At 53.4% G+C, this 24571-nt stretch carries 30 protein-coding genes; 14 read left to right on the top strand and 16 right to left on the bottom strand.

The genetic code is table 11. From position 1 onward, the window contains the following. Window positions 1–48: 48 nt before the first annotated feature. From flgJ to flgB, 9 genes are read right to left on the bottom strand one after another with little or no spacing between them, the layout of a single operon-like run. Window positions 49–1002, bottom strand: coding sequence for a flagellar assembly peptidoglycan hydrolase FlgJ (gene flgJ / locus ACHHZ6_RS08335; protein WP_182919786.1), 954 nt, complete (start codon window positions 1000–1002; stop codon window positions 49–51). Next, on the bottom strand, window positions 1002–2099 hold the full coding sequence (locus ACHHZ6_RS08340) for a flagellar basal body P-ring protein FlgI (RefSeq protein WP_395122080.1): 1098 nt from the start codon (window positions 2097–2099) through the stop codon (window positions 1002–1004). The genes flgJ and ACHHZ6_RS08340 overlap by 1 nt, the downstream gene beginning before the upstream one ends. A gap of 12 nt (window positions 2100–2111) precedes the next feature. Next, window positions 2112–2810 (bottom strand): flagellar basal body L-ring protein FlgH, encoded by a 699-nt coding sequence (gene flgH / locus ACHHZ6_RS08345; protein WP_024909015.1) that lies wholly within the window; start codon window positions 2808–2810, stop codon window positions 2112–2114. Window positions 2811–2867: 57 nt separating this feature from the next. Next, window positions 2868–3650, bottom strand: a complete 783-nt coding sequence (flgG, locus tag ACHHZ6_RS08350; RefSeq protein WP_182271013.1) for a flagellar basal-body rod protein FlgG — start codon at window positions 3648–3650, stop codon at window positions 2868–2870. An 11-nt stretch (window positions 3651–3661) separates the two neighbouring features. Continuing rightward, window positions 3662–4417: a flagellar basal body rod protein FlgF gene (locus tag ACHHZ6_RS08355; protein ID WP_182271012.1), complete on the bottom strand. Its 756-nt coding sequence runs from the start codon at window positions 4415–4417 to the stop codon at window positions 3662–3664. A 20-nt stretch (window positions 4418–4437) separates the two neighbouring features. Continuing rightward, window positions 4438–5688, bottom strand: a complete 1251-nt coding sequence (flgE, locus tag ACHHZ6_RS08360; protein WP_182271011.1) for a flagellar hook protein FlgE — start codon at window positions 5686–5688, stop codon at window positions 4438–4440. A 26-nt stretch (window positions 5689–5714) separates the two neighbouring features. After that, window positions 5715–6428: a flagellar hook assembly protein FlgD gene (gene flgD / locus ACHHZ6_RS08365; protein WP_182271010.1), complete on the bottom strand. Its 714-nt coding sequence runs from the start codon at window positions 6426–6428 to the stop codon at window positions 5715–5717. Between the two features lie 11 nt (window positions 6429–6439). Continuing rightward, window positions 6440–6844: a flagellar basal body rod protein FlgC gene (gene flgC / locus ACHHZ6_RS08370; protein WP_003857997.1), complete on the bottom strand. Its 405-nt coding sequence runs from the start codon at window positions 6842–6844 to the stop codon at window positions 6440–6442. Between the two features lie 3 nt (window positions 6845–6847). After that, window positions 6848–7264 (bottom strand): flagellar basal body rod protein FlgB, encoded by a 417-nt coding sequence (gene flgB, locus ACHHZ6_RS08375; RefSeq protein ID WP_182271009.1) that lies wholly within the window; start codon window positions 7262–7264, stop codon window positions 6848–6850. 157 nt (window positions 7265–7421) lie between these two features. On the opposite strand from flgB, the gene flgA reads away from it, so the two are divergent. The 3 genes from flgA to flgN all read left to right on the top strand — a co-directional run bounded on the left by flgA (window position 7422) and on the right by flgN (window position 8898). After that, window positions 7422–8081: a flagellar basal body P-ring formation chaperone FlgA gene (gene flgA / locus ACHHZ6_RS08380; protein ID WP_182271008.1), complete on the top strand. Its 660-nt coding sequence runs from the start codon at window positions 7422–7424 to the stop codon at window positions 8079–8081. Window positions 8082–8174: 93 nt separating this feature from the next. Further along, window positions 8175–8468: a flagellar biosynthesis anti-sigma factor FlgM gene (gene flgM, locus ACHHZ6_RS08385; protein WP_182919785.1), complete on the top strand. Its 294-nt coding sequence runs from the start codon at window positions 8175–8177 to the stop codon at window positions 8466–8468. 4 nt (window positions 8469–8472) lie between these two features. Further along, window positions 8473–8898, top strand: coding sequence for a flagella biosynthesis chaperone FlgN (flgN, locus tag ACHHZ6_RS08390; protein WP_182271006.1), 426 nt, complete (start codon window positions 8473–8475; stop codon window positions 8896–8898). Between the two features lie 59 nt (window positions 8899–8957). Here flgN and murJ read toward each other — a convergent pair whose 3' ends face one another. The 4 genes from murJ to rimJ all read right to left on the bottom strand — a co-directional run bounded on the left by murJ (window position 8958) and on the right by rimJ (window position 12856). Then, a complete protein-coding gene (murJ, locus tag ACHHZ6_RS08395; protein ID WP_196391150.1) occupies window positions 8958–10493 on the bottom strand; it encodes a murein biosynthesis integral membrane protein MurJ in 1536 nt (511 codons plus the stop codon). 192 nt (window positions 10494–10685) lie between these two features. Continuing rightward, window positions 10686–11609, bottom strand: a complete 924-nt coding sequence (locus ACHHZ6_RS08400; RefSeq protein ID WP_196391368.1) for a Gfo/Idh/MocA family protein — start codon at window positions 11607–11609, stop codon at window positions 10686–10688. A gap of 2 nt (window positions 11610–11611) precedes the next feature. Continuing rightward, window positions 11612–12262: a YceH family protein gene (locus ACHHZ6_RS08405; RefSeq protein WP_182271004.1), complete on the bottom strand. Its 651-nt coding sequence runs from the start codon at window positions 12260–12262 to the stop codon at window positions 11612–11614. A gap of 9 nt (window positions 12263–12271) precedes the next feature. After that, window positions 12272–12856, bottom strand: a complete 585-nt coding sequence (gene rimJ / locus ACHHZ6_RS08410; protein ID WP_182271003.1) for a ribosomal protein S5-alanine N-acetyltransferase — start codon at window positions 12854–12856, stop codon at window positions 12272–12274. Between the two features lie 226 nt (window positions 12857–13082). Between rimJ and mdtH the strand changes: the two genes are divergently transcribed. The 9 genes from mdtH (at window position 13083) to ACHHZ6_RS08455 (ending at window position 19777) form a co-directional block, all read left to right on the top strand. After that, the gene (gene mdtH / locus ACHHZ6_RS08415) at window positions 13083–14291 is read left to right on the top strand and encodes a multidrug efflux MFS transporter MdtH (RefSeq protein WP_182919783.1); all 1209 of its coding nucleotides are present in this window, start codon (window positions 13083–13085) and stop codon (window positions 14289–14291) included. A 124-nt stretch (window positions 14292–14415) separates the two neighbouring features. Next, a complete protein-coding gene (locus tag ACHHZ6_RS08420) occupies window positions 14416–14976 on the top strand; it encodes a lipoprotein (RefSeq protein WP_182271001.1) in 561 nt (186 codons plus the stop codon). A gap of 126 nt (window positions 14977–15102) precedes the next feature. Beyond that, window positions 15103–16149, top strand: coding sequence for a dihydroorotase (gene pyrC / locus ACHHZ6_RS08425; protein ID WP_182271000.1), 1047 nt, complete (start codon window positions 15103–15105; stop codon window positions 16147–16149). Between the two features lie 74 nt (window positions 16150–16223). After that, on the top strand, window positions 16224–16469 hold the full coding sequence (gene dinI / locus ACHHZ6_RS08430) for a DNA damage-inducible protein I (protein ID WP_395122081.1): 246 nt from the start codon (window positions 16224–16226) through the stop codon (window positions 16467–16469). A 272-nt stretch (window positions 16470–16741) separates the two neighbouring features. Then, window positions 16742–16996 (top strand): biofilm formation regulator BssS, encoded by a 255-nt coding sequence (gene bssS / locus ACHHZ6_RS08435; protein ID WP_008500827.1) that lies wholly within the window; start codon window positions 16742–16744, stop codon window positions 16994–16996. Between the two features lie 114 nt (window positions 16997–17110). Next, window positions 17111–18229 carry an N-methyl-L-tryptophan oxidase gene (solA, locus tag ACHHZ6_RS08440; RefSeq protein WP_196391149.1) on the top strand — a complete coding sequence of 373 codons (1119 nt, stop codon included), beginning with the start codon at window positions 17111–17113 and terminating at the stop codon, window positions 18227–18229. Window positions 18230–18288: 59 nt separating this feature from the next. Continuing rightward, window positions 18289–18402, top strand: a complete 114-nt coding sequence (locus ACHHZ6_RS08445; protein ID WP_182274489.1) for a DUF2770 family protein — start codon at window positions 18289–18291, stop codon at window positions 18400–18402. 227 nt (window positions 18403–18629) lie between these two features. Beyond that, on the top strand, window positions 18630–19196 hold the full coding sequence (locus ACHHZ6_RS08450; RefSeq protein WP_196391148.1) for a cytochrome b: 567 nt from the start codon (window positions 18630–18632) through the stop codon (window positions 19194–19196). A 2-nt stretch (window positions 19197–19198) separates the two neighbouring features. Continuing rightward, the gene (locus tag ACHHZ6_RS08455) at window positions 19199–19777 is read left to right on the top strand and encodes a YceI family protein (protein WP_196391147.1); all 579 of its coding nucleotides are present in this window, start codon (window positions 19199–19201) and stop codon (window positions 19775–19777) included. Between the two features lie 41 nt (window positions 19778–19818). Here the strand turns inward: ACHHZ6_RS08455 and ACHHZ6_RS08460 are convergent, their stop codons facing one another. Then, window positions 19819–20868: a rhodanese-related sulfurtransferase gene (locus ACHHZ6_RS08460; RefSeq protein ID WP_395122082.1), complete on the bottom strand. Its 1050-nt coding sequence runs from the start codon at window positions 20866–20868 to the stop codon at window positions 19819–19821. Between the two features lie 223 nt (window positions 20869–21091). Here ACHHZ6_RS08460 and ACHHZ6_RS08465 point away from each other — a divergent pair, with 223 nt between their 5' ends. After that, window positions 21092–22018, top strand: a complete 927-nt coding sequence (locus tag ACHHZ6_RS08465) for a Kdo(2)-lipid IV(A) acyltransferase (RefSeq protein ID WP_182919779.1) — start codon at window positions 21092–21094, stop codon at window positions 22016–22018. Between the two features lie 141 nt (window positions 22019–22159). Next, the gene (gene mdtG / locus ACHHZ6_RS08470; RefSeq protein ID WP_395122083.1) at window positions 22160–23410 is read left to right on the top strand and encodes a multidrug efflux MFS transporter MdtG; all 1251 of its coding nucleotides are present in this window, start codon (window positions 22160–22162) and stop codon (window positions 23408–23410) included. 185 nt (window positions 23411–23595) lie between these two features. Here mdtG and ACHHZ6_RS08475 read toward each other — a convergent pair whose 3' ends face one another. Both ACHHZ6_RS08475 and ACHHZ6_RS08480 read right to left on the bottom strand, forming a co-directional pair. After that, window positions 23596–23763 carry a hypothetical protein gene (locus tag ACHHZ6_RS08475; protein ID WP_164879461.1) on the bottom strand — a complete coding sequence of 56 codons (168 nt, stop codon included), beginning with the start codon at window positions 23761–23763 and terminating at the stop codon, window positions 23596–23598. Between the two features lie 36 nt (window positions 23764–23799). Continuing rightward, window positions 23800–24528 carry a methyltransferase gene (locus ACHHZ6_RS08480; RefSeq protein ID WP_333054848.1) on the bottom strand — a complete coding sequence of 243 codons (729 nt, stop codon included), beginning with the start codon at window positions 24526–24528 and terminating at the stop codon, window positions 23800–23802. Between the last annotated feature and the right edge of the window lie 43 nt (window positions 24529–24571).

Genomic DNA, 24571 nt, shown 5'->3' on the forward strand with positions numbered 1-24571 from the left:
GAGTCCTGATGAAGGTTATCGGCAACCTCCAGCGGGACTTGAGAACTTTCAGAACAGATTTTCGAGATCTGTGCTATAGGCTTTGCTGACCTTCTCACCCATTGATTTCAGTTGCTGAATCATGCTGGTGAGCTTGCGCGCATAGTTCGGATCGGTGGCATAGCCAGCATTTTGCAGCGCCTGTGCCCCCTGCTCCGGCGTCGCCGCCTGCGTGACGGCGGTATAGCGTGGGTTTCGGCTCAACAAGCCCACATAATCCGACAACGCCTCAAGATAAGAGCTGTAGACGCGGAATTTGGCTTTGACCTTCACCGCCGCACCGTTTTCATATTCGGTGGTGGTGATCTCGGTTGTCGGCCCCTTCCAGCTGGCGTTGGCCTTCACGCCGAAGATGTTAAAGCTTGGTTCGCCATTTTCCTTACGGATCTGCCGCTGGCCCCAGCCCGATTCCAGCGCAGCCTGCGCCAGGATCAGATGATGAGGCACACCACTTTGCTCACTGGCAAGACGTGCAGGCAGAGAAAGCTGCGCCAGGAAGTCTTTGCTGTCACCTGAAAGCGGTGTATCACCGCCGTCCGTGGCCTTCGGCATCGCTTTACGTACCATCTGCGTCAGTGCCTGGTTCTGATAACTGGTCACCGTTTCCAGGTCAAACTTCATTGGCACCTGCTGCGGCTGATCCTGAGGCTGAATGCCCTGCGCGGCTTCGGTCTGTTTCACAATCATGTCAGCCAGACCTAACCCTTTACCGGCGGTCATCTGCTGCGCAATCTGCTGGTCATACATGCTGGTGTAGAGACGCGTCGAATCGCTGCTGAACATCCCGTCTTTCGGCAGGGTTTCACGCATACTTTTCAACATCATCTGTACAAACATCCCTTCCACCTGGCGGGCAACCGGGCGGATATTCGCCGACGGATCTTTGCCTGCTTTGGTTTTCAGTTCGTTGAGCGACTGGGCATCCCAGGCAGCACTGGTCAACAGTTTGCTATCGGTCAGCATCAGATGATTTCCAGTTTGGCGCGCAGACAGCCTGCACTTTGCATGGATTGCAGGATGGACATCAGATCCATCGGCGTCGCACCCAGCGCATTCAGGGCACGTACCACGCTGTTCAGGTTGGCACTGGCACGCACGCTTTGCAGTGACCCCCCGCTCTGGCGCATATCAATCTGCGTTTGTGGCGTCACAACGGTCTGGCCACCGCCAAATGGCGTTGTTGGCTGGCTGACGTTAGCCGAGCGGTTCACCGTCACTGAGAGGTTGCCCTGTGCGACAGCACAGCTGTCCAGCGAGACTTCGCGGTTCATCACCACCGAGCCGGTACGTGAGTTGATGATCACTTTGGCATCCTGAACCGGAACGTTAACTTCCATATTCTGGATATCCGCCAGCATGCGCACCTGGCTGCTGCTACCTGATGAGGTGCGGATCTGCACGGTACGGGCATCCAGCGCGGTAGCGCTGCCATAGCCACGGCTGCGGTTGATGGTGTCGGCAATTTGCTGCGCCATGGTGAAGTCTTCATTATTCAGCTGCAGGTTAATGGTATTACCGGCACCGAACTGAGTCGGCAGTTCACGCTCGATGATTGCCCCGTTAGTGATACGCCCACCGTTCAGCTGGTTCACCTGCACGCTGCTTCCGCCTGCGGACGCGCCCGCACCGCCCACCAGGATGTTCCCCTGCGCCAGCGCATAAACCTGGCTGTCGACACCCTTCAGCGGTGTCATCAGCAGCGTACCGCCGCGCAGGCTTTTGGCGTTCCCCATTGAGGAAACCACCACATCAATGGTTTGACCCTGACGCGCGAACGCCGGGAAGGAGGCCGTGACCATCACTGCCGCCACGTTTTTCAACTGCATGTTGGTTCCCGCCGGTACGGTGATACCGAGCTGGGAAAGCATGTTGTTTAAGCTCTGAGTGGTGAATGGCGTCTGGGTAGTCTGGTCGCCCGTGCCATCCAGCCCCACGACCAGGCCATAGCCAATCAGCGAGTTTTCTCGTACGCCCTGAACGCTGGTGAGATCGCGAATACGGTCAGCCTGGGTACAGGTTGCCACCAGGGTCAGCGCCATTGCGAAGAAGAATTTAAACATGGGTCACCTCGCTTACATCGGCGATAAGTTAAGGAAGAAGCGCTGCAGCCAGCCCATATTTTGCGCCTCATTGATGTAGCCGTTGCCGACGTACTCGATGCGCGCATCCGCCACCTGGGTGGACGGTACGGTATTGGTGCCGCTGATGGTGCGAGGGTTAACCACACCGGAGAAGCGGATGAACTCGGTGCCCTGGTTGATGGCAATCTGTTTTTCACCCACAACGTGTAAGTTGCCGTTAACCAGTACCTGGTCAACTGTCACCGTCAGCGTACCGCTGAAGGTATTGCTGGCATTCGCGCCACCTTTACCATTAAAGGTATTGCCGCCAGACGCGTTCACATCAGCACGCGCATTGCCGAACAGCCCTTCGAGATAGCGTGGCACGGTATCGAAGCCAAAATTCGTTTTGCCATCGCGGCTGGCATTCGCCGACGAGCTTTTGCTCGCGCTGACGTTTTCCTGCAGCACAATGGTCAATGTATCGCCGACATTACGCGGGCGGCGATCTTCAAACAGCGGCTGATAACCGTAATTAATCGGCTGCGCGGTCTGGAAAATGGAGCCGTTTACCACTGGCGCAGGGCCAGGAACGGGTTGGGCAGTCGTCGCACCCTGGACCAATGGTTTAGACGGGATCAAAGCACACCCGCTGAGGGTGACAGCCAGAACAGTCAGTATCGGATAACGAAACGCCGCGTTTTTTTGCATTGCCTTCATCTTCGAAAACAGGGAGCCGGTGCGGCATTTACCGCACCGGTCTGCACCTTAGAGTTGCGTCAGTTTCTGCAGCATCTGGTCGGTCGTCGACACTGCTTTACTGTTAATTTCATATGCGCGCTGAACCTGGATCATATTCACCAGTTCTTCCGCAACGTTTACGTTGGAGGTTTCGACATAACCCTGATACAGCAAACCTGCGCCGTTCAGACCAGGTGTACTTTCATTCGGCGTACCGGAGGACTGGGTTTCGGTGTAGAGGTTCTCACCAATGCTTTCCAGACCGGTATCGTTCATGAAGGTGGTCAGGTTAAGCTGCCCGACCTGTACCGGGTTGGCCTGCCCCTGCTGGGTCACACTCACGACCCCATCACGCCCGATGGTAATGCTCAGGGCATTCGCCGGGATGGTGATCGCAGGCTGAACCTGGAAGCCGCCCGCCGTCACCAGCTGACCGTTCTGATCCACCTGGAATGAGCCGTCGCGGGTATAGGCTGAGGTTCCGTCAGGCAACTGAACCTGGAAGAAACCCTGACCTTTAATGGCCACATCTTTACTGTTGTTGGTCTGGGACAGGTTGCCCTGGCTGTGCAGACGTTCCGTTGCCACCGGACGAACACCGGTACCAATCTGGAGACCTGACGGCAGCGTTGTTTGCTCAGAAGACTGCGCACCCGGCTGACGAATGGTTTGATAAAGCAAATCTTCAAAAACGGCACGCTGACGCTTAAAACCATTGGTGCTGACGTTTGCCAGGTTGTTGGCAATCACATCCATGTTGGTTTGCTGCGCGTCCAGGCCAGTTTTCGCGATCCATAAAGAACTGATCATAAGAAGTCCTGTTAACTCATAGCCAGAAGTTGGTTAGCCTTGCTCGCGTTTTCGTCCACGCTGCTGATAACCTTCATCTGCATTTCAAAACGACGGGCGCTGGCGATCATGTCGGTCATGGCTTCTACCGGTTTGACGTTACTGCCTTCCAGTACTCCCGACATCACACGGATGCCCGGATCGGCCTGTAACGTGGCACCGCGGGTAGCCTGTGCTGCCTGGGTCAGACGGAACATACCGTCATCGCCACGCTGCACTTCTTTGCCGTCCGCTTTAACCAGCTTCAGACGCCCGACAGGCGCAACGGTATTGGCCGGATCGCCCGGATTCAACGCCGAGATGGTGCCGTCTGCCGCAATGGTCAGCTCTGATCCTTCCGGCACCGTAAGCGGGCCTGCTTCGCCCATCACCGGATGCCCCTGGATCGTCAACTGACCGGTGGCGCTGACCTGGATATTCCCGTTACGGGTATACCCTTCGCCGCCATCTGCCGTTTGCACCGCCAGCCAGCCGTCCTGCTGCAGGGCCACGTCCAGCGGACGCGAGGTGTAATCCATCTGGCCTGGCGTCATATCAGCACCCGGAGTGGATGCCGTCACCAGCGTACGTGTCGGCAGGGAAAGCCCTTCTACCGGCACCGCACGCAGCGCATTAAGCTGCGCACGAAAGCCCGGCGTAGAGGCGTTTGCCAGGTTGCTGGCCGTAACGGCCTGCTGATTGAGCGTCTGACTTGCCGCGCCCATCGCGGTATATATTGCGTGATCCATTGCGCTTTCCTGTTAGCCGCTTAACGCAGGTTAACCAGCGTGTTGAGGATCTGATCCTGAGTTTTGATGGTCTGCGCGTTCGACTGATAGTTACGTTGCGCGACAATCATGTTCACCAGCTCTTTACTCAGATCAACGTTAGAGGCTTCCAGCGCACCGTTAGTCAACTTACCGAAGTTACCGGTACCCGCTGTACCCAACAGCGCCACGCCGGAGGACTGGGTCGCAGACCAGACGTTGTCGCCTTCAGATTTCAGACCTTCGTTGTTCGCGAAGTTTGCCAGCACGATCTGGCCCAGAACCTGAGACTGTTCGTTGGAATATTTACCCACAACGGAACCGTCATCGTTGATCTGGTAGCTCACCAGGTCACCCGGTTTGTAGCCGTTCTGATTGGTTGCCACAACGCTGTTCGCACCGGTGTTCTGTTGCATGGAGTTCAGGAAGCTCAGGGAGAAGGTGGCCGCCGTCGCACCACTGACTGAACCTGTGGTGACATTGATTGCTGGCGTTGTGTTTGCTGTTGCGCTCAACACACCCGCAGCGTCGTAGTTGTACACACCAGCCAGGCTACCATTCACATCGAAATTCATCTGTGCCGCTTTCGTTGCAGCAGAGCCGGTAACGCTACCGTCCTGAGTGTAGAGATCCCATTTATTGTTGGCTGTCTTAACGTAGTAGACATACATGTTATGGGCGTTACCCTGGCTGTCGAATACGGTCACGGTGCCTTTTTTGTTATAGGTATCCGGGTTAGTTGCATCGAAAGGGGCCGTTTGAACAGGATCGGTCGAGTTCAGGTTGATCTGCTGCGTCGCGGTGGTAGTCGATTTCGCCGCCATCAGGGTATTCGGGATAGTAATCGCCTGTGGGTTCGCACCGGTCTGAACGGTCGGGGGCGTTCCGGCAACCGGATACCCTGTCAGCTGCATACCCTGCATGTTCACCAGGTTACGGTTTTCGTCCAGCTTGAACTGACCGTTACGGCTGTAGAACACGGAACCGTTGGAATCGACCATACGGAAGAAACCGTTCTGGCTAATGGCAACGTCCAGGCCACGACCCGTGTTGGTGGTCGTACCGTCGGTAAAGTCCTGAGTGATACCCGCAACTTTTACGCCCAGGCCTACTTTGGAACCGGCAAACATGTCTGCAAATGAGGCAGAACCGGATTTAAAACCATAGGTCGCGGAGTTGGCGATGTTGTTGCCAATGACATCCAGGTTGGTGGCCGCAGCATTCAGGCCGCTGACCGCTTGAGAAAAGGCCATGACTTACTCCTGATAAGTGTTAAGGCTTAGATAATCTGCCGAACTTCGTCGAGTGTGGTGGTACCAGAGGTACCCAAATCCAGTTTGTTGTTGCCATCGCTACCTTTAATGACGCCCTGAACCAGCGCGAACTGCAGCGGTTGTGCCACCAGTTGGGTGGAGCCGTTGCTGGCGCTGATCGCCACTTTGTAGGAACCGTTTGGTGCTTTCGTGCCGTCTGTAATGCTGCCATCCCAGGTAAAGGTATGAACACCTGCGTCCAGCTTACCGATATCAATGGTACGAACCACGGCACCGGTCGCATCGGTGATCGTCGCCGTCACCTTGTCAGCTGCCTGCTGCAGCTCTACGCCAAACGGGGTGGTGGAGGTCGTGGTTGTCCCTTCCGTCGTACTGCTACCCGCAAGAACGGTGGTACCCGGGATCATCACCCCGTGACCAATCAGGTTCGCGGCCTGCAGGGATTGACTGCTGTCGATTTGACCCGAGACGGAGCCGAGGGTGGTATTGAGTTTTTCGATGCCACTCACGGTACTGATCTGCGCAAGCTGCGTGGTCAGTTCGTTGTTCTGCATCGGGTTGGTTGGATCCTGGTTCTTAAGCTGAGCCACCAGCAGCGTCAGGAAGCTGCTTTGTAGATCGGAGGCGCTGTTAGTGGTCAGGGAACTGGAACTCGTCGAACTTTTTGTACTACTGACACCTGAGTTCGTTGGGTCATTCACATTTACGGCGATGGACATGCGTGTCTCCTTTACTGGCCGAGCGTGAGCGTTTTGAGCATCATGCTCTTCACGGTATTAAGCACTTCGACGTTTGCCTGGTAGCTACGTGAGGCAGACATGGAGTTCACCATCTCACCGACCACATCCACGTTAGGCATTTTCACGTAACCGCTGGCATCGGCGAGTGGGTTACCCGGTTCATACACCAGTTTGTCGGGTGCCTGGCTCTCGACCACGTCAGCGACTTTCACGCCGCCCGTCGCTGCGCCTGGCGCGGCATCCACCTGAAAAACCACCTGTTTTGCACGATAAGGTTGTCCGTCAGGGCCGGTCACGCTGTCGGCGTTGGCCAGGTTACTGGCCGCTACGTTCAGGCGTTTGGACTGAGCGGTTAACGCAGAACCGGCAATATCAAAAATATTCAGCAAAGCCATTGATTAGTTGCCCCCCTGCAGGACGCTCATCACGCTTTTAATTTGCCCGCCGAGCACATTCAGCCCTGTCTGGTATTGCAGGCTGTTATCGGCAAACTGTGTACGTTCCCTGTCCATATCAACGGTGTTACCGTCAAGAGAAGGCTGATCGGGAATGCGATAAAGTAAGTCGGTCGTGGGTGCGGTCATCGCCTGAGCGGGAATATGGCGAGAGGATGTCATTGCAAGTGCGACACCCGTGCCTTCGGCACGTCCACGCTCCATCACTTTTTTGAGTTCACTGGAGAAATCGATATCGCGCGCCTGATACCCTGGCGTATCGGCGTTAGCGATATTGGCGGCTAAAATCTCCTGCCGCTGGGCGCGTAAATTGAGCGCTTCCTGCTGAAAACGTAACGCGGCGTCGAGTTTATCGAGCATGTCTCCTCCGCTGATGGCAAAATTTCAGTTCACAGCTTAAATCTCAACCCGTCCGCCTTATCGACGGAATAAGCGCAAAATGCGTCGCTATTTATTCCGTTGATGCAAAACCACTGCAGGTAAAATCGTCCCACTTCTGGAAACGGTGGAATTTGCGATGCGGACGTGGAAAAGAGCCCTGGTGGCAACCTTATTGCTGTTAAGCCCCCTGGTGCAGGCGGAAGGTCTGCAGGCTCAACTGACGGCTTTTTTTGCTCAGCAACTGGCGGGTTTTAGCGATGACGTCAGTGTGACCGTTCGCACACCGCCTAATTTGTACCCCTCCTGCGAACAACCCTCCTTCAGCGTGGCTGGCACGACAAAACTGTGGGGTAACGTGAACGTTCTGGCGCGTTGTGCCAATGAAAAACGCTATTTACAGGTTGCAGTTCAGGCCACAGGCAATTATGTTGTCGCCGCCGTTCCCATCGCCCGTGGCAGCGCGCTGCAGACCAGCAGCGTGACGCTGAAGCGTGGCCGCCTGGATCAACTGCCTCCGCGGACGATGCTTGAAATTAACCAGGCGCAGGATGCCATCAGCCTGCGTGATGTTGCTCCCGGACAACCCATCCAGCTCTCAATGCTGCGTCAGGCATGGCGGGTTAAGGCGGGTCAACAGGTGATGGTGGTGGCCAACGGAGACGGCTTTAGTATCAACAGCGAAGGGAAGGCATTAAACAATGCCGCCGTGGCGCAAAATGCCCGAGTCAAAATGTCCTCAGGCCAGGTGGTTAGCGGAACCGTCGATTCTGATGGGAATATTCTGATTAACCTATAATCTTTTTAAAGATTTCGTGGCGGCTGCCGATAAATAATCAACTAATGATGATGTCAGGCGCAAACGCCGCGAACCCTCGATGAGGACCACAATATGAGCATTGATCGTACATCAGCCCTGAAGCCGGTTAGCACTGTACAACCTCGCGAAACGAATGACGCTACGCCACAGAAAACGCGTCTGGAAAAACCGTCAACCGCCAACAGCACCAGCGTGACCCTGAGCGATGCCCAGGCAAAACTGATGCAGCCAGGCAGCAGCGATATCAACATGGAACGTGTTGAAGCGCTGAAAACGGCGATTCGCAATGGTGAACTGAAAATGGACACCAGCAAAATTGCTGACGCGCTGATTCAGGAAGCGCAGAGTTTCTTACAGAGTAACTAATCGTATGAGTCGACTGTCAGAAATACTGGATCAAATGACGGTTGTCCTGAATGACCTGAAAACGGTAATGGATGCAGAACAACACCACCTGTCTTCTGGTCAAATCAACGGCAGCGCGTTGCAACGCATTACTGAAGACAAAAGTTCGCTGCTGGCGACACTGGACTATCTGGAGCAGCAGCGTCGCGCGGAACAAGATCCGCACCGCAGTGCCAATGATGAAATTATTGAGCGCTGGCAGACTATTACAGAAAAAACCCAGCATCTGCGCGATCTCAACCAGCATAACGGCTGGCTGCTTGAAGGCCAGATAGTGCGTAATCAGCAAGCGCTTGAGGTATTAAAGCCTCATAAAGAGACTGGACTGTACGGCGCGGATGGTCAGACATCCACGGCGCGAATTACAGGCGGGAAAAAGATTTCGATTTGAAGCAAAAGCGACAAATCATGCAGTGGGGAGCACCAGCAGGTGAACTCCCCTTTTGGCGTTTACGCCGTACGGCGGGTGAACTCTTTCACTTTAAAGCCCAGCACGGCGAGCGTGGCAAAGTAAGCGACAATACCGACCACCACCACGGCCATCAGACGCATCAGACGGTAAGGCATGGTGCCCAGTGACCACTCAGGCATCACATACATCATGCCGTACAGTGCCGCTGACATCACCAGCACCGCAATCACCAGGCGCACGAGGAAACTCGTCCAGCCAGGCTGCGGGGTGAAGATCTTCTGCTTGCGCAGCTGCCAGTACAACAACCCGGCGTTCAGACAGGCCGCCAGACCAATCGACAATGACAGACCCGCATGCTTCAGCGGACCAATAAATGCCAGGTTCATCAGCTGCGTCATAATCAGCGTCACAATGGCAATCTTCACCGGCGTTTTGATGTTCTGACGTGAGTAGAACCCCGGAGCCAGCACCTTAACGACGATAAGCCCCATCAACCCTACCGAGTACGCCACCAGCGCGCGCTGCGTCATCGCCGCGTCAAAGGCGGTAAATTTGCCGTACTGGAACAGAGACACCGTCAGCGGTTTCGCCAGGATCCCCAGAGCCACCGCGCTTGGCAGCGCCAGCAGGAAGCACAGACGTAATCCCCAGTCCATCAGACGGCAATATTCATCATGGTTACCGCTGGCAAAGCTTTTCGACAGCGACGGCAGCAAAATCGTCCCCAGCGCTACGCCCAACACCCCGGACGGAAACTCCATCAGGCGGTCAGCGTAGTACATCCAGGAAACCGAGCCGGAAACCAGGAAAGAGGCAAAGATGGTGTTGATGATAAGCGAAATCTGGCTCACGGAGACGCCAAGGATTGCGGGCCCCATCTGCTTGATCACGCGCATTGCGCCAGCATCACGGAAGTTAACGCGCGGCAGCACCAGCATGCCGATTTTTTTCAGATGCGGAAGTTGATAAGCCAGCTGCAATACCCCGCCCACGGTCACCGCCCAGGCCAGTGCCAGCACCGGTGGGTGGAAGTGTGGTGCGGCGAACAGCGCAAAACCGATCATGCTGACGTTGAGGAACGTCGGTGCAAACGCCGGAACAGAGAAACGGTTCCAGGTATTCAGGATAGCCCCCACCAGGGAAGCCAGCGAAATCAGCAGAATATAAGGAAAGGTAATACGCAGCAGCTGAGAGGTGAGCGCAAATTTGTCTGCCGTATCGGCAAACCCCGGGGCCGTCACCATAATCACCCAGGGCGCAGCCAGCATCCCGACAACGGTTACGACCGCCAGTGCCAGCGTCAGTAACCCTGAAACGTAGGACACGAACACCCGGGTCGCATCTTCACCCTGCTTGCTTTTATATTCCGCGAGGATAGGGACAAACGCTTGCGAAAACGCCCCTTCTGCAAAAATACGGCGCAGCAGGTTCGGCAGTTTGAACGCGACGAAAAAGGCGTCCGTTGCCATCCCTGCGCCAAAAACCCTTGCCACAATCGCGTCGCGGGCAAAGCCGAGCACGCGGGAAAACATGGTCATCGAGCTGACTGCTGCCAGCGATTTTAATAAGTTCATTAACGTGAATTTCCACAACCCTACGGCAAAACGCCTGCAATGCAGGCGTAATTATTGCCCGGCGGCGCTTCGCTTGTGCGGGCCTACGGGCTTGCAGTCCGGGTTAGCGTAAGCGCCACCCGGCTAAATCAACAATCGGCGCTTAGTCTACCCGGATTTAAGGGAATTACTATCGACAGATGTTACAGAGGATTATTCACTCATGGCATCGCGCCAGAGCCTTTCCACAACGCGTTGCGCCATAATGGCCTGCTCGCCGGATGTTTCCGGAACCGTCTGATTTTGCACGCAAGTGATAAAGTGACGCGCACACCCGACGAAGCCGCGCTGTTCCAGCGTACTCTGCCAGCCCGGAACCGGAAGCGTGACCACACCGCTGCCCTTCTCTTCCCGCCATTCACGCATGTCGGTGAGGTCATACAGCGCGCCGTCCGTGACAGCCTGCACAGACTCTCGCTGGCTACCAGCACGGCGGTGCATACTGGTCGTCACCTGGAGGTGATCGGCGGCGAAATGGTGTTCGGCATAAACCATCTCACCCTGTTCGTTGGTCAGCAACGTACCGCTTTTCAGCTGTGCATGACCGCCGGTAAGCCAGAGCGCCGTGTCCACGACATGCAGATAATCGTCCAGAAGCGTAAAGCGCAGGTCGTTAGGCCCGATGCTGTCAGTACGGTGCTTATCCATTCGCAGCGAGGCAAGATTGCCCGCCTGTGCCTTCAGTTGCTGATAAAGCGGCGCGAAACGGCGGTTGAAACCCACCATCAGCGTCAGCTTTTTGCGCGCCGCCAGCTCAATCAGGCGTTCTGCATCCTGCACGTTTTCCGCCAGTGGCTTATCCACGCAGACGTGAACACCTGCATTTAGCAGCTCACTCACCACCTGATAGTGGGTTGCCGTTGAGGTATGGACAAACACCACATCACACTCACGGGCTAACGCCGGCAACGAGCTGGCGTACGGTATCCGCCAGGTTTCACAGATACGCTCTGCCTTTTCACGGGTGGGAGACCACGCCCCCTGTAACGTCCAGTCTGACGCGGCCCCCAGGACAGGCAGCCAGGCTTTTTGCGCAATACCGCCCAACCCCACCACGCCCACACGTAATTTTTTCACCATCAATCTCCTAAATGTGCCAGCAATGCATCCAGACGCTGTTTCAGCCCGGCGACCTCGTCTTCCAGCGCCTCCACACGCGCCGTCAGGCTATCATTGACGACTGCGGATCCAGCATCTGTTGCCATTGTTGAGGCCTCTACTTCACCGCAGAACAGGTGCATATAGCGGCTTTCACGTTTACCCGGCTCGCGCGCCAGACGTACCACATAAGGGCCATCATCGCGGGTAGCAAGCCCTTCCAGGGTTTGCTCGACTTCCTGCATATCGCTGAATTCATGCATTCGGGAAGCGCGCGTGCGCAGCTCGCCCGGCGTTTGCGCCCCGCGTAGCAGCAGGGTGGTGATCACCGCCACTTCCGCCTGACTTAGCTTCAAATCACCAAATTCGGAATTACAGAAACGCTGCTCATATTTGGTCACACGGTTACCGAAACCACTGACGGTGCGCAGATAGTGACGTTTAACCAGTTCATCCAGAATGTCCTGCACGTCATGCTCACCGAGGTTCATCACCGGCTCACGGTTGGTCTTTTGATTGCAGGCCATCGTCACGGCATTCACAGAGAGCGGATACTGCTCCGGGGTGGTGACCTGTTTTTCAAGCAAGCACCCGATAACGCGCGCTTCTGTACCGCTTAACTGATATTTCATTTTTTCTCCTTAGCGACCTGCACTCCAGTCCTGGGTGGTTAATGCCGTGAGCACGTGGTCTCGCCATTCCCCATCAATAAGCAGATAGTCTTTGGCGTAGCCCTCTTTCTCAAACCCTAAACGCGCCAGCAAATTACCGCTGCGCTGATTATGCGGCATGTAGTTCGCCATAATGCGATGGATATGTTGCGTGCGTTGCATGTAGCGGATCGCCACCGTTAACGCCTCGTACATCATCCCCTGCCCCTGCCATTTCTGACCGATGGAATAGCCGAGATAACAGGCGTGAAACGACCCGCGCACCACGTTTGAAAAATTGGCAATGCCGATGATCTCTTTTTCATCCGGATCCAGCAGCGCAAAGTAGAAGGCGCTGCCCTGTTTATGAAATTCCGTAATCATGCTGAGGCGCGCCTGCCAGCCGGAGGGGTAGCAATGGCTCTCATCCCGAACGGGTTCCCAGGGTTTTAAAAACTGGCGATTCTCGGCGTAATAATCCGCCAGACGCCAGGCATCACGCTCATGCACCAGACGAACGACCAGCCTGTCCGTTGTCAGACGCACTTTTGGCACATTACTACGATAGCCAAACATTGATACCACTCCTTCCCGTCACTTCTGCTCTGCCCATTAGCTTTACTATACCTGCGCCTGCGCCGTCTGTGAAAACAGTGACATACCATTTTCACATTTTTCGATGAGAACTCTCTATCAAAGCACTCTTTTGATAAAAAAATATTGTCGTAGTCGGGGGTGGGAAAAAACATGGCGACATCGCAGAATGTTAGCGTGCTCACCGTCTCTTTTCCCTGGAGGGGAAATGTCCCGCGTATCACAGGCCAGGAGCCTGGGTAAATATTTCCTGCTGGTCGATAACATGCTGGTCGTGCTCGGCTTTTTTGTTGTGTTTCCTCTCATCTCGATCCGCTTTGTCGATCAAATGGGCTGGGCAGCATTAATGGTCGGTATCGCGCTGGGATTACGCCAGTTTGTCCAGCAAGGCCTGGGCGTCTTTGGCGGGGCCATTGCTGACCGCTTTGGCGCAAAACCGATGATCGTCACCGGCATGCTGTTACGCGCAGCAGGCTTTGCCACAATGGCAATCGCCCATGATCCCTGGCTACTGTGGTTCTCCTGCTTCCTCTCCGGTATTGGCGGCACCCTGTTTGATCCGCCGCGTACCGCGCTGGTGGTGAAATTAATTCATCCGCGGCAGCGGGGCCGCTTCTTCTCGATTCTGATGATGCAGGACAGCGCCGGGGCAGTTGTTGGCGCACTGCTGGGAAGCTGGTTGCTGCAGTACGACTTCCGTCTGGTCTGCGCAGCCGGGGCGGTACTCTTTATTCTGTGCGCCCTGTTTAATGGGCTGTTTCTGCCCGCCTGGAAGCTGTCGACAGTTAAAGCACCGGTACGCGAAGGTCTTGGCCGCGTTCTGCGTGACAAACGCTTCGTCACCTACGTGTTGACCCTGACGGGCTACTACATGCTGGCCGTGCAGGTCATGCTGATGTTACCGATCATGGTTAACGACATCGCGGGCACGCCTGCCGCCGTCAAATGGATGTACGCCATTGAAGCCTGTCTTTCATTGACGTTGCTGTATCCGATTGCCCGCTGGAGCGAACGGCGTTTTCGCCTGGAACATCGTCTGATGGCAGGGCTTTTGCTGATGACGCTGAGCATGGTGCCGGTCGGTATGGTGAGTACACTTCAGCAACTGTTTACGCTAATTTGCACCTTTTATATCGGCTCCATTATCGCTGAACCCGCCCGTGAAACGCTGAGCGCCTCGCTGGCAGATGCCCGCGCCCGTGGCAGCTATATGGGGTTCAGTCGGCTGGGTCTGGCCTTTGGCGGTGCATTAGGCTATGCCGGAGGCGGCTGGCTGTTCGACGCCGGCAAAGCGCTGAATCAGCCGGAGCTCCCGTGGATGATGCTTGGCGCGGTAGGCATTATGACGCTGCTGGCCCTGTGGTGGCAGTTCAGCCAGAAACGCAGCACCAGCGGAATGTTCGAACCTGGCGCGTAGCCCTTCTCTCTGGCGGGATCCCTGTTCCGCCTGTATTCTCAGTTTTTTCTGCTGGTTTCTGCCATTTCACACTGACATACTGGCGCTTCAGGACAGAAGCGCCGATTTTTCGTTGAGGAACACCATGAAGAAGATTGTCATTGCTGCTGCATTAGTCATCAGTGGTCTGCTGGTAGGCTGTAACCAGCTTACGCAATACACTGTCAGTGAACAGGAAATTAATCAGGCGCTGGAAAAACACAACAACTTTTCCAAAGACATTGGCGTGCCGGGGCTTGCCGATGCGCATATCGTCCTCAGCAATCTCACCAGTCAGATTGGGCGTGAAGAGCCCAATAAAGTCACCCTTTCCGGGGATGCGAACCTGGATATGACATCGTTATTCGGCAACCAGAAAGCAAACATTAAGCTGAAGCTCAAGGCACTGCCGGTCTTCAATAAGGAAAAAGGGGCCATTTACCTGCAGGAGATGGAAGTGGTCGACGCCGTGGTTACTCCGGACAAGATGAAACCGGTCCTGCAAACCCTGATGCCCTATCTGAACCAGTCGCTGAGCAGCTATTTTAACCAGCAACCGGCGTATGTCTTAAGTGAAGACAAGAGCAAGGGCGAAGCGCTCGCGAAGAAATATGCAAAAGGGATCGAGGTGAAACCGGGCGAAATTATCATTCCTTTCACCGATTAACCTGAAGGGCGCAGAAGCGCCCTTTTTTTTACGGAAAAGTGTGCAAAGGAAAACGTTTCCGCTTATGATTTGTGTCCGGCAAAAACAGCCATCCTAATGACTGATCCCTGACAAGCCGGAGCTTCCATGACTGCACAATCCCAGGTTCTTAAAATCCGCCGCCCTGACGACTGGCATATCCATCTGCGCGATGGTGATATGCTGAAAACCGTTGTGCCGTATACCAGCGAAATTTATGGCCGTGCGATTGTCATGCCTAACCTGGCTCCCCCCGTCACCACCGTTGATGCCGCTATCGCTTATCGCCAGCGTATTCTTGATGCGGTTCCGGCGGGACATGATTTCACCCCGCTGATGACCTGCTACCTGACCGATTCACTCGACCCGAATGAAGTGGAGCGCGGGTTTAACGAAGGCGTGTTCACCGCCGCCAAACTTTACCCGGCCAATGCCACCACCAACTCCAGCCACGGCGTCACCAGCATTGATGCCATCATGCCGGTTCTGGAACGCATGCAAAAACTGGGTATGCCGCTGCTGGTACACGGTGAAGTGACGCACGCTGAGATTGATATCTTCGATCGTGAAGCCCGGTTTATCGATACCGTGATGGAGCCGCTGCGTCAGCGTCTTCCTGCGCTGAAAGTGGTATTTGAACATATCACCACCAAAGATGCGGCGGAATATGTCCGCGAGGGTAACGAACTTATTGCGGCCACCATCACCCCTCAGCATCTGATGTTTAACCGCAACCACATGCTGGTGGGCGGCGTGCGCCCTCACCTGTATTGCCTGCCAATCCTCAAACGCAACGTCCACCAGCAGGCCCTGCGCGAGCTGGTTGCCAGCGGCTTCTCCCGTGCATTCCTGGGTACAGACTCCGCGCCTCACGCGCGCCATCGCAAAGAAGCAAGCTGTGGTTGTGCAGGGTGTTTCAACGCGCCGACCGCTCTTGCAAGCTACGCAACCGTGTTTGAAGAGATGAATGCGCTGCAGCATTTCGAGGCGTTCTGCTCCCTTAATGGCCCGCGTTTCTACGGGCTGCCCGTCAATGACACCTTTATTGAGCTGGAGCGCAAAGCGCATCAGGTGGATGGATCTATTCCGCTGACGGATGACACGCTGATCCCATTCCTGGCGGGTGAAACCGTAAACTGGACGGTAAAACGCTAAAAAATCAACGCCCCTTGTTGTCAAATCAGCAATATACCTGTATAAATACACAGTATATTACACAGGGGGCATTTATGCGTATTGAAGTCACCATAGCCAAAACAACCGTCCTGCCTGCCGGCGCACTTGATGCGCTGGCGGGCGAACTTTCTCGCCGCATTAACAATACTTTCCCGGAAAACGAAGGTACCGTAACGGTGCGTTATGCGACGGCGAACAACCTCTCCGTCATCGGCGGTGCAAAAGAAGATAAAGATCGTATCAGCGAAATCCTGCAAGAAACGTGGGAAAGCGCCGAAGACTGGTTCATTACCGATTAAATTTTGCTCCCTCATTGTGTTTTTTGCCGGGTCGCCCCGGCTTTTTTTTGCTCTGTTCCCAGAAAGTTCAATTTAATTCAGCATCTTCTTAAAAATCGTGAGCAAGATGGTGTTTTATTGTTCGAACAATCCTAAAGCGCAGAAAAATGTGTTGCCAGCTATTTATTTTTCCCTTCAGAACCCTTATTTATTGATATACTGAAAAAGCTTTCAGAAAAACATGCATTGAACCTCAAAGTCGTTGTCTTCTAACACGTATTAAGGGGGTTATAATGGAAAAGAATAGTGAAGTCATCCAGACCCACCCACTTGTTGGCTGGGATATCAGTACCGTAGACAGCTACGATGCACTGATGCTGCGTTTGCACTACCAGACCCCGAATCAACTAAACCGTGAAGAAGCGGAAGTTGGACAGACGCTGTGGCTTACAACAGACGTCGCACGTCAGTTTATTTCTATTTTAGAAGCAGGCATCGCAAAAATAGAATCTGGCGACTACCAGGAAAATGAGTATAAACGGCATTAATCTTATGCCAACTGTCACTCAACAGGCACCCTCGGGGTGCCTTATTTATTTCTCCCTTGTATAACCCCCCGATGTTAATTACTCTGCTAACAAAGCGTTAGTTAAGAGATCCCCATGAAATACGATTTAATCATTATTGGTAGCGGCTCCGTTGGCTCTGCTGCAGGCTATTACGCGACACAGGCAGGGCTGAACGTCCTGATGATTGATGCCCACCTTCCCCCGCATTCGGAAGGCAGCCATCATGGTGATACCCGGCTCATTCGTCATGCTTATGGCGAAGGTGAACGCTATGTCCCGCTGGTGCTCCGCGCTCAGACGCTGTGGGATGAGCTGGCAAAACTGACCGAAGAACGTATTTTCGATCGCACAGGGGTTATCAACCTCGGCCCGGCCAGTTCGGCGTTTCTCGCGACGGTCGAACACAGTGCAAACGCATTTCACCTCGATGTGGAGCGGATGGACGCCCCGGCCATCATGAAACGCTGGCCAGAGATTTCCGTTCCGGACGATTATATCGGGCTGTTTGAAGCCAACTCTGGCGTCCTGCATTGCGAAACCGCCATTAAAACCTGGGTGGATCTTGCCGCGAAAGCAGGTTGCGCGCAGCTCTTCAACTGCCCGGTGGACGCCATCACGCATCATGCTGACGGTGTCACAGTGACCACCCAGGATGGGGAATATTCGGCCTCCCGGCTGTTGATTAGCGCGGGGACCTGGGTCACCAGACTGCTGCCAGACCTGCCCGTTCAACCGGTGCGCAAGGTCTTCTCCTGGTTCCAGTCGGATGGTCGTTACAGCAGCCAGAACAAATTCCCGGCGTTCACCGGCGAATTGCCCAATGGCGATCAGTTCTATGGTTTCCCGTCGGAAAAAGACGCGCTCAAAATCGGGAAACATAACGGCGGGCAGATCATCTCCTCGCCAGAAGAGCGTAAACCGTTTGGCGCATACCCTCAGGATGGTTCAGAAGCCTTTACTTTTCTGCGCAATATTCTGCCGGGCATTGGTGGCTTACTCTATGGTGCAGCATGCACCTACGACAACACGCCTGATGAAGACTTTATCATCGACACCCTGCCCGGGCATGACAATACGTTGCTGATTACCGGGCTAAGCGGCCACGGCTTTAAGTTTGCCTCCGTTCTGGGCGAAATCGCCGCGCAGTTTGCCCAGGGGATAACGCCACAGTTTGATCTGACGCCCTTCTCGCTGTCGCGTTTTAACGGATAATCCTCCACGGGCTCCGGGTGTCCGGGGTCCGTTTTCTTCACACATTTTCGCGGGGAATGATGCACAAGATCGTGAACTTTCTCATCAACAATATTCGCGAGCATTTCATGCTCTATATTTTATTGTGGTCAGTACTGGCCATCATCGATTTTATTTACATTGTATTTTACTGAAAAGAATAACTTACAATTATTGACGTTACTTTATGTTTATTGAATAACATCACTTCATCATATAAGCCATTCACCCTGCCTCGCTCGAAGCCATTGAATTACATTTCCGGATCACTTTCAAAATAGCTGAAATAAGAAAAATAAAAATGATTATTCATTTATTTCAGTTGCAATATTTCCTCTTCCCGTTCATTTTTATTATTCTGTTTTTTTGAATGGTACTCCTTATGCAATTGCGTAACTCCCCCCAGCGCTACGGGATAATATCCATGTGCTTGCACTGGATATTTGCCCTCGCCGTTTATGCTATGTTCGGGCTTGGACTCTGGATGGTGACGCTCAGTTATTATGATGGCTGGTATCACCAGGCACCTGAATTACATAAGAGTATTGGGGTTCTGCTGATGATGGGGCTGGTCATTCGTGTGATCTGGCGACATCTGTCCCCACCGCCCGCCGCGCCAAAAACCCACAGTAAATTGACCCGCGTCAGCGCAACGGCAGCCCATATTGCACTCTACACTCTACTCTTCGCTATTCTGATTAGCGGCTATCTTATTTCAACGGCAGACGGTAAACCCGTTAGCGTATTTGGCTTTTTTGACGTTCCGGCAACGTTTACCGATGCGGGTTCTCAGGCTGACACTGCGGGCGTTATTCATCTCTGGCTGGCGTGGAGCGTGGTGATCCTTTCCGTGCTGCACGGACTTACCGCCCTTAAACACCATTTTATCGATAAAGACAATACGCTCAGGCGCATGCTTGGCCGTTCGTCAGTTGACTCTGGAGCATAAAAATGAAAAAACACCTGTCAGGCATCGCATTAGGTTCTCTGTTATTTATCACCGGCTCAGCCGTCGCCGCTGATTATAAAATTGATAAAGAAGGTCAGCATGCTTTCGTTAATTTCCGTATTCAGCATCTTGGCTATAGCTGGCTGTATGGCACCTTTAAGGATTTCGACGGCACATTCAGCTTTGACGAGAAAAATCCTGCATCTGATAAAGTCAATGTGACCATTAATACCAACAGCGTCGACACCAACCATGCTGAACGCGATAAGCATTTGCGCAGTGCAGAATTCCTGAATGTGACAAAATTCCCGCAGGCCACTTTTGCCTCCACTGGGGTAAAAAAGGATGGCGATAAACTGGACATTACCGGAAATCTGACGCTTAACGGCGTAACAAAACCCGTCACACTTAGTGCTAAATTAATGGGCCAGGGTGATGATCCGTGGGGAGGCAAACGCGCAGGTTTCGAAGCCGCAGGTAAAATTCACCTGAAAGATTTTAATATCACAACAGATTTAGGTCCGGCATCGCAGGATGTGGAGCTGATTATTTCTGTGGAAGGGGTTCAGCAGAAGTCATAATCAATACGCCCGGCAGGCTTTCACTCCGCCGGGCGTTATCGTTATTCAGGATCGGGAATACCGAGTTTGGTATTCAGCCGGCCACGGGATTTATTAAAGATCTTATTCCCGTTTTCACGCCCTGCACGACGGCGACGCTGCTCTTCTTCCGGCAACACGCTCTCTTCACTGCACAGGTCGCTACAGCAGCCGTTAAACTTCACGGCACACGTCGGACACTGAATAAACAGCAGATGGCAACCATCATTTTTACAGTTCGTGTGCGTATCACACGGCGCACCGCACTGATGGCATTGTGCGATCACATCTTCAGAAATGCGCTCACCCATACGCTCGTCAAAGACAAAGTTTTTACCGATAAAACGTACCGGCAAGCCCTGTTCGCGGGCACGGCGGGCGTACTCGATAATGCCGCCTTCGATATGCCAGACCTTATTAAAGCCATTGTGCTTCATCCACGCGCTGGCTTTCTCACAGCGGATACCCCCGGTGCAGTACATAACGATCTTTTTGTCTTTATGTTCCTGCATCATTTCAACGGCTTTTGGCAACTGCTCGCGGAAGGTGTCCGCCGGGATTTCCATCGCATTCTCGAAATGCCCCACCTCATACTCATAGTGGTTACGCATATCAATGAATACTGCATCAGGATCGTCGAGCATCGCATTCACTTCTGCGGCTTTGAGGTATTCACCCACATCGCCCGGGTTGAACGCCGGATCGTCAATACCATCCGCCACGATACGTTCACGCACCTTCATACGCAGAACCCAGAACGATTTCCCGTCATCATCCAGGGCAATGTTCAGGCGTAAACCACTGAGTGCCGGATCGAACGCGTAAAGGAAATCGCGAAAAGCGCCCACTTTACTTTCCGGTACGCTAATTTGCGCATTGATACCCTCACGTGCCAGATAGACGCGTCCGAACACATTCAGCGTGGTGAAAGCCTGGTAGAGTACATCGCGGGTCGCTTGTGGATCGTTGATAGTGAAGTATTTGTAGAATGAGATTGTCGTGCGCGGTTCGGTTTCAGCCAACATGCGCGCCTTTAACATCTCATTCGAAACGCGGTTGTGTAACACTGGCATGGTGTACAAGTCCTGCAATCGTTATTGAGAAAGAAAAATCGGTCGGCATCATATAGCAAACAATGACAATTTACATCCATACAATTTACGTTACATTTCATTCGGCCTGGCCCATCTGTCTTAACATTTGCTGTAGTAGTGCGCGTTTCGGTGACAGATATTTTGGCTATGCCTTAAAAAATGAGAGAATAAGACCTTCAGGACGTTAGAAAACAGGACAGACATGACTCAGTTACCGAAATTTACTGTCGCCCTTTTGCATCCCCGCTATTGGTTGACCTGGCTTGGCATTGGCATTTTGTGGCTTCTTGTACAACTTCCCTACCCCGTGATTTTCCGTCTGGGCAACTGTCTGGGTCGTATTGCGCAAAAATTCATGAAACGTCGCGCCAGGATTGCGTACCGCAATCTTGAGCTGTGCTTCCCGCAAATGCGCGAATCGGAACGTCATGAAATGGTCACAAAGAATTTTGAATCCGTTGGCATGGGGCTGATGGAAACCGGGATGGCATGGTTCTGGCCGGACAAACGTATGGCACGCTGGAGCGAAGTCACCGGAACCGGGATGGAGCCTGTACATACGCTCCAGGCGAATCAAACCGGTGTTCTGCTGATTGGCGTGCACTTTTTGACGCTCGAAATCGGCGCACGCATGTTCGGCATTCAGGCTCCTGGCATTGGCGTTTATCGTCCGAATGACAACCCGGTGATCGATTTAATCCAGACCAATGGCCGCATGCGTTCCAACAAAAGCATGATCGACCGTAAAGATTTAAAGGGCATGATCCGCGCGCTAAAATCAGGCGAAGTTATCTGGTACGCTCCTGACCACGATTACGGCCCGCAATCCAGCGTGTTTGTGCCCTTCTTTGCCGTTGAAGAGGCGGCCACCACCACCGGTACCTGGATGCTGGCGCGGATGTCCAAGGCGGCCATTGTCCCCTTTGTACCTCGCCGCAAACCAGACGGCTCTGGCTACCAGTTAATTATGCTCGAACCAGAGCTTGCCCCACCGCTGGACGATGCGGAGACAACCGCTCGCTGGATGAACGGCATCGTCGAGAAGTGCATTATGCTCGCTCCCGAGCAGTATATGTGGCTGCACCGTCGCTTTAAAACCCGCCCTGAGGGCGTCCCTTCTCGCTACTGATCCTCATGCGGCCACGATGGCCGCATGCTGTTTTAGCTTTAAAAGCCCCTCCGCATTGCAGCAATCATAAACCCGGCGCATAATTAGCAGGCTTATTACCTCACGGTTCCCCGTGCCCTGCACCTCATTATGCGGATAGTTATGTCACCCTCAGATGCCCCCATAAGCTGGAAACGTAACCTCGCGGTTGCCTGGCTTGGCTGTTTTCTTACAGGCGCGGCATTTAGCCTGGTTATGCCCTTCCTGCCTCTTTACGTCGAACAGTTGGGCGTGACGGGTCACAGCTCACTCAATATGTGGTCTGGCCTGGTGTTTAGCATCACGTTTCTTTTTTCCGCTATTGCTTCGCCCTTCTGGGGAGGTCTTGCCGACCGCAAGGGGCGTAAAATTATGCTGCTGCGTTCAGCGCTGGGGATGGCCGTCATCATGGCGCTGATGGGGGTGGCACAAAACGTCTGGCAGTTCCTGATTTTACGAGCGTTACTTGGTCTGTTGGGGGGATTTATCCCGAATGCTAATGCCCTGATCGCCACGCAAATTCCGCGTCATAAAAGCGGCTGGGCGCTCGGGACGCTCTCAACCGGCGGTGTGAGCGGCGCGCTGCTGGGGCCACTGGCGGGTGGGTTACTGGCAGACAGCTACGGCCTGCGGCCCGTCTTTTTCATTACGGCCAGCGTATTGTTCCTCTGCTTTGTCGTCACCCTGCTTTGCATCCGTGAGAACTTCACCCCTGTGACCAAAAAAGAGATGCTTCACGCCCGGGATGTACTGACTTCGCTGAAAAACCCACGACTGGTACTGAGCCTGTTTGTCACCACCATGATAATCCAGGTGGCGACCGGGTCGATTGCCCCAATACTGACGCTTTACGTTCGCGATCTGGCTGGTAACGTCAGCAATATTGCGTTTATCAGCGGGCTGATTGCCTCGGTACCTGGCGTGGCAGCGCTGCTCAGCGCACCACGGCTGGGAAAACTGGGCGACCGTGTTGGCCCGGCAAAAATCCTGATTTGCGCACTGGTGGTTTCCGTCCTGCTGCTTATCCCGATGTCGATGGTGCAGTCCCCGTGGCAGTTGGGTCTGTTACGTTTCTTACTGGGCGCGGCGGATGGCGCGTTATTGCCTGCAGTCCAGACCTTGCTGGTCTACAACTCGACCAACCAGATTTCCGGCCGTATTTTTAGCTACAACCAGTCATTTCGCGATATCGGTAATGTTACCGGGCCGCTTGTCGGGGCGGGTATTTCGGCCAGCTTCGGTTTCCGTGCCGTTTTTATCGTCACGGCAGGTGTCGTGCTGTTCAATGCCATTTATTCGTGGCTCAGCTTATCCCGGACGTTACGCCCTTCCTCCTCTCAGCAGACGGAGCAAAACAGAACCGCGCCTGAATAAGACAAATGCGTGATAGCTTATTTGCGCATTCATACTTGCAGGATCAGATATTCAGCTATTCTTTCCCTGAATACCTTCTCGAAAACAGGGAGACACCAATGACTATGTACGCCACGCTGGAAGCAGCGTAAAGTGAAATACATCTGAAATTTGTGTCGTTTTAGCCCACACAGATTCTCCCACAATCACTTTTGTATCGTTCCTTTCAGCCTTGTAGCAGGATAATTTGAGTTGTTACGTATATTGGCAATTTCTTGTTTTATCCGGTCGATTTCTCCCAGTACTCTCATCGCTTCCCTTAAATTCTTACGTAACGTCTGCTTCTGTTCATCTGTAAGCTCTTGTATTTTCATGATTCGTATCTATCTATGGATGTACTTACCTTACAATTAAAAGTTTGTGCCGTCATAATCCACACAAACGCTCTCACAGATTACCTTCGTACCGTTCCATTCGTCCTTGTAGATACTGGTATCAATCCCTACCCCAGGTTGAAACGTGTACCCTGTATCATTAACAAACTTCTGGTACTTGGCTGTCTGTACTGAAGCGTCATAGTACCTATGGCCTGAGTACTTAAACCCTGCGGAACCTTGCGGTACGATCCATGCCCCATAGGACGCGAAAGTACTCGCATGTTCAATCACCTTGTATTCGAATTCAGAGCCTGTATAACAGCCTGTGTACGCTTCTGACGTGTTGATCTTACCGAAAGGTGGATTGCCATAGGCAACTTCATAGAAACGGTCTGGGGTGTACTGTAGAGCGTCACCTGTGATCCATTCCGCCTCTGGTAGTACCCTCTTCCCGATCATTACGTACTCTGGATTTAGTTCAACACAGGTAATGTGCGTTGGGTTGTTTCTTAAGTACTGGTAGTAGCTGAGGCGACCTATACCCGCACAAAGTTCAATACATTGACCAGTACAACCAGCATCAAGTATGAAATCCCATGCGAGCATTTCAGGTGTGAAGAAAGCACCAGTAGCCCCTATACCATCGCCTTTGTAGTTGTTGAAGATAAACTCTTTATCGTCTTGGGTTAGTTGCTTATCTGAGTGGATGAGATCCATTACTTGAATGTGTAATGCTGATTCCTTTTTTGTAATTCTTGCCATAATATACCCTTGTACAGTTTGTGTACGGGTATTTAGGAAATAA

The organism is Enterobacter cloacae complex sp. 2024EL-00214, from assembly GCF_043945575.1.
Lineage (GTDB): Bacteria > Pseudomonadota > Gammaproteobacteria > Enterobacterales > Enterobacteriaceae > Enterobacter > Enterobacter cloacae_P.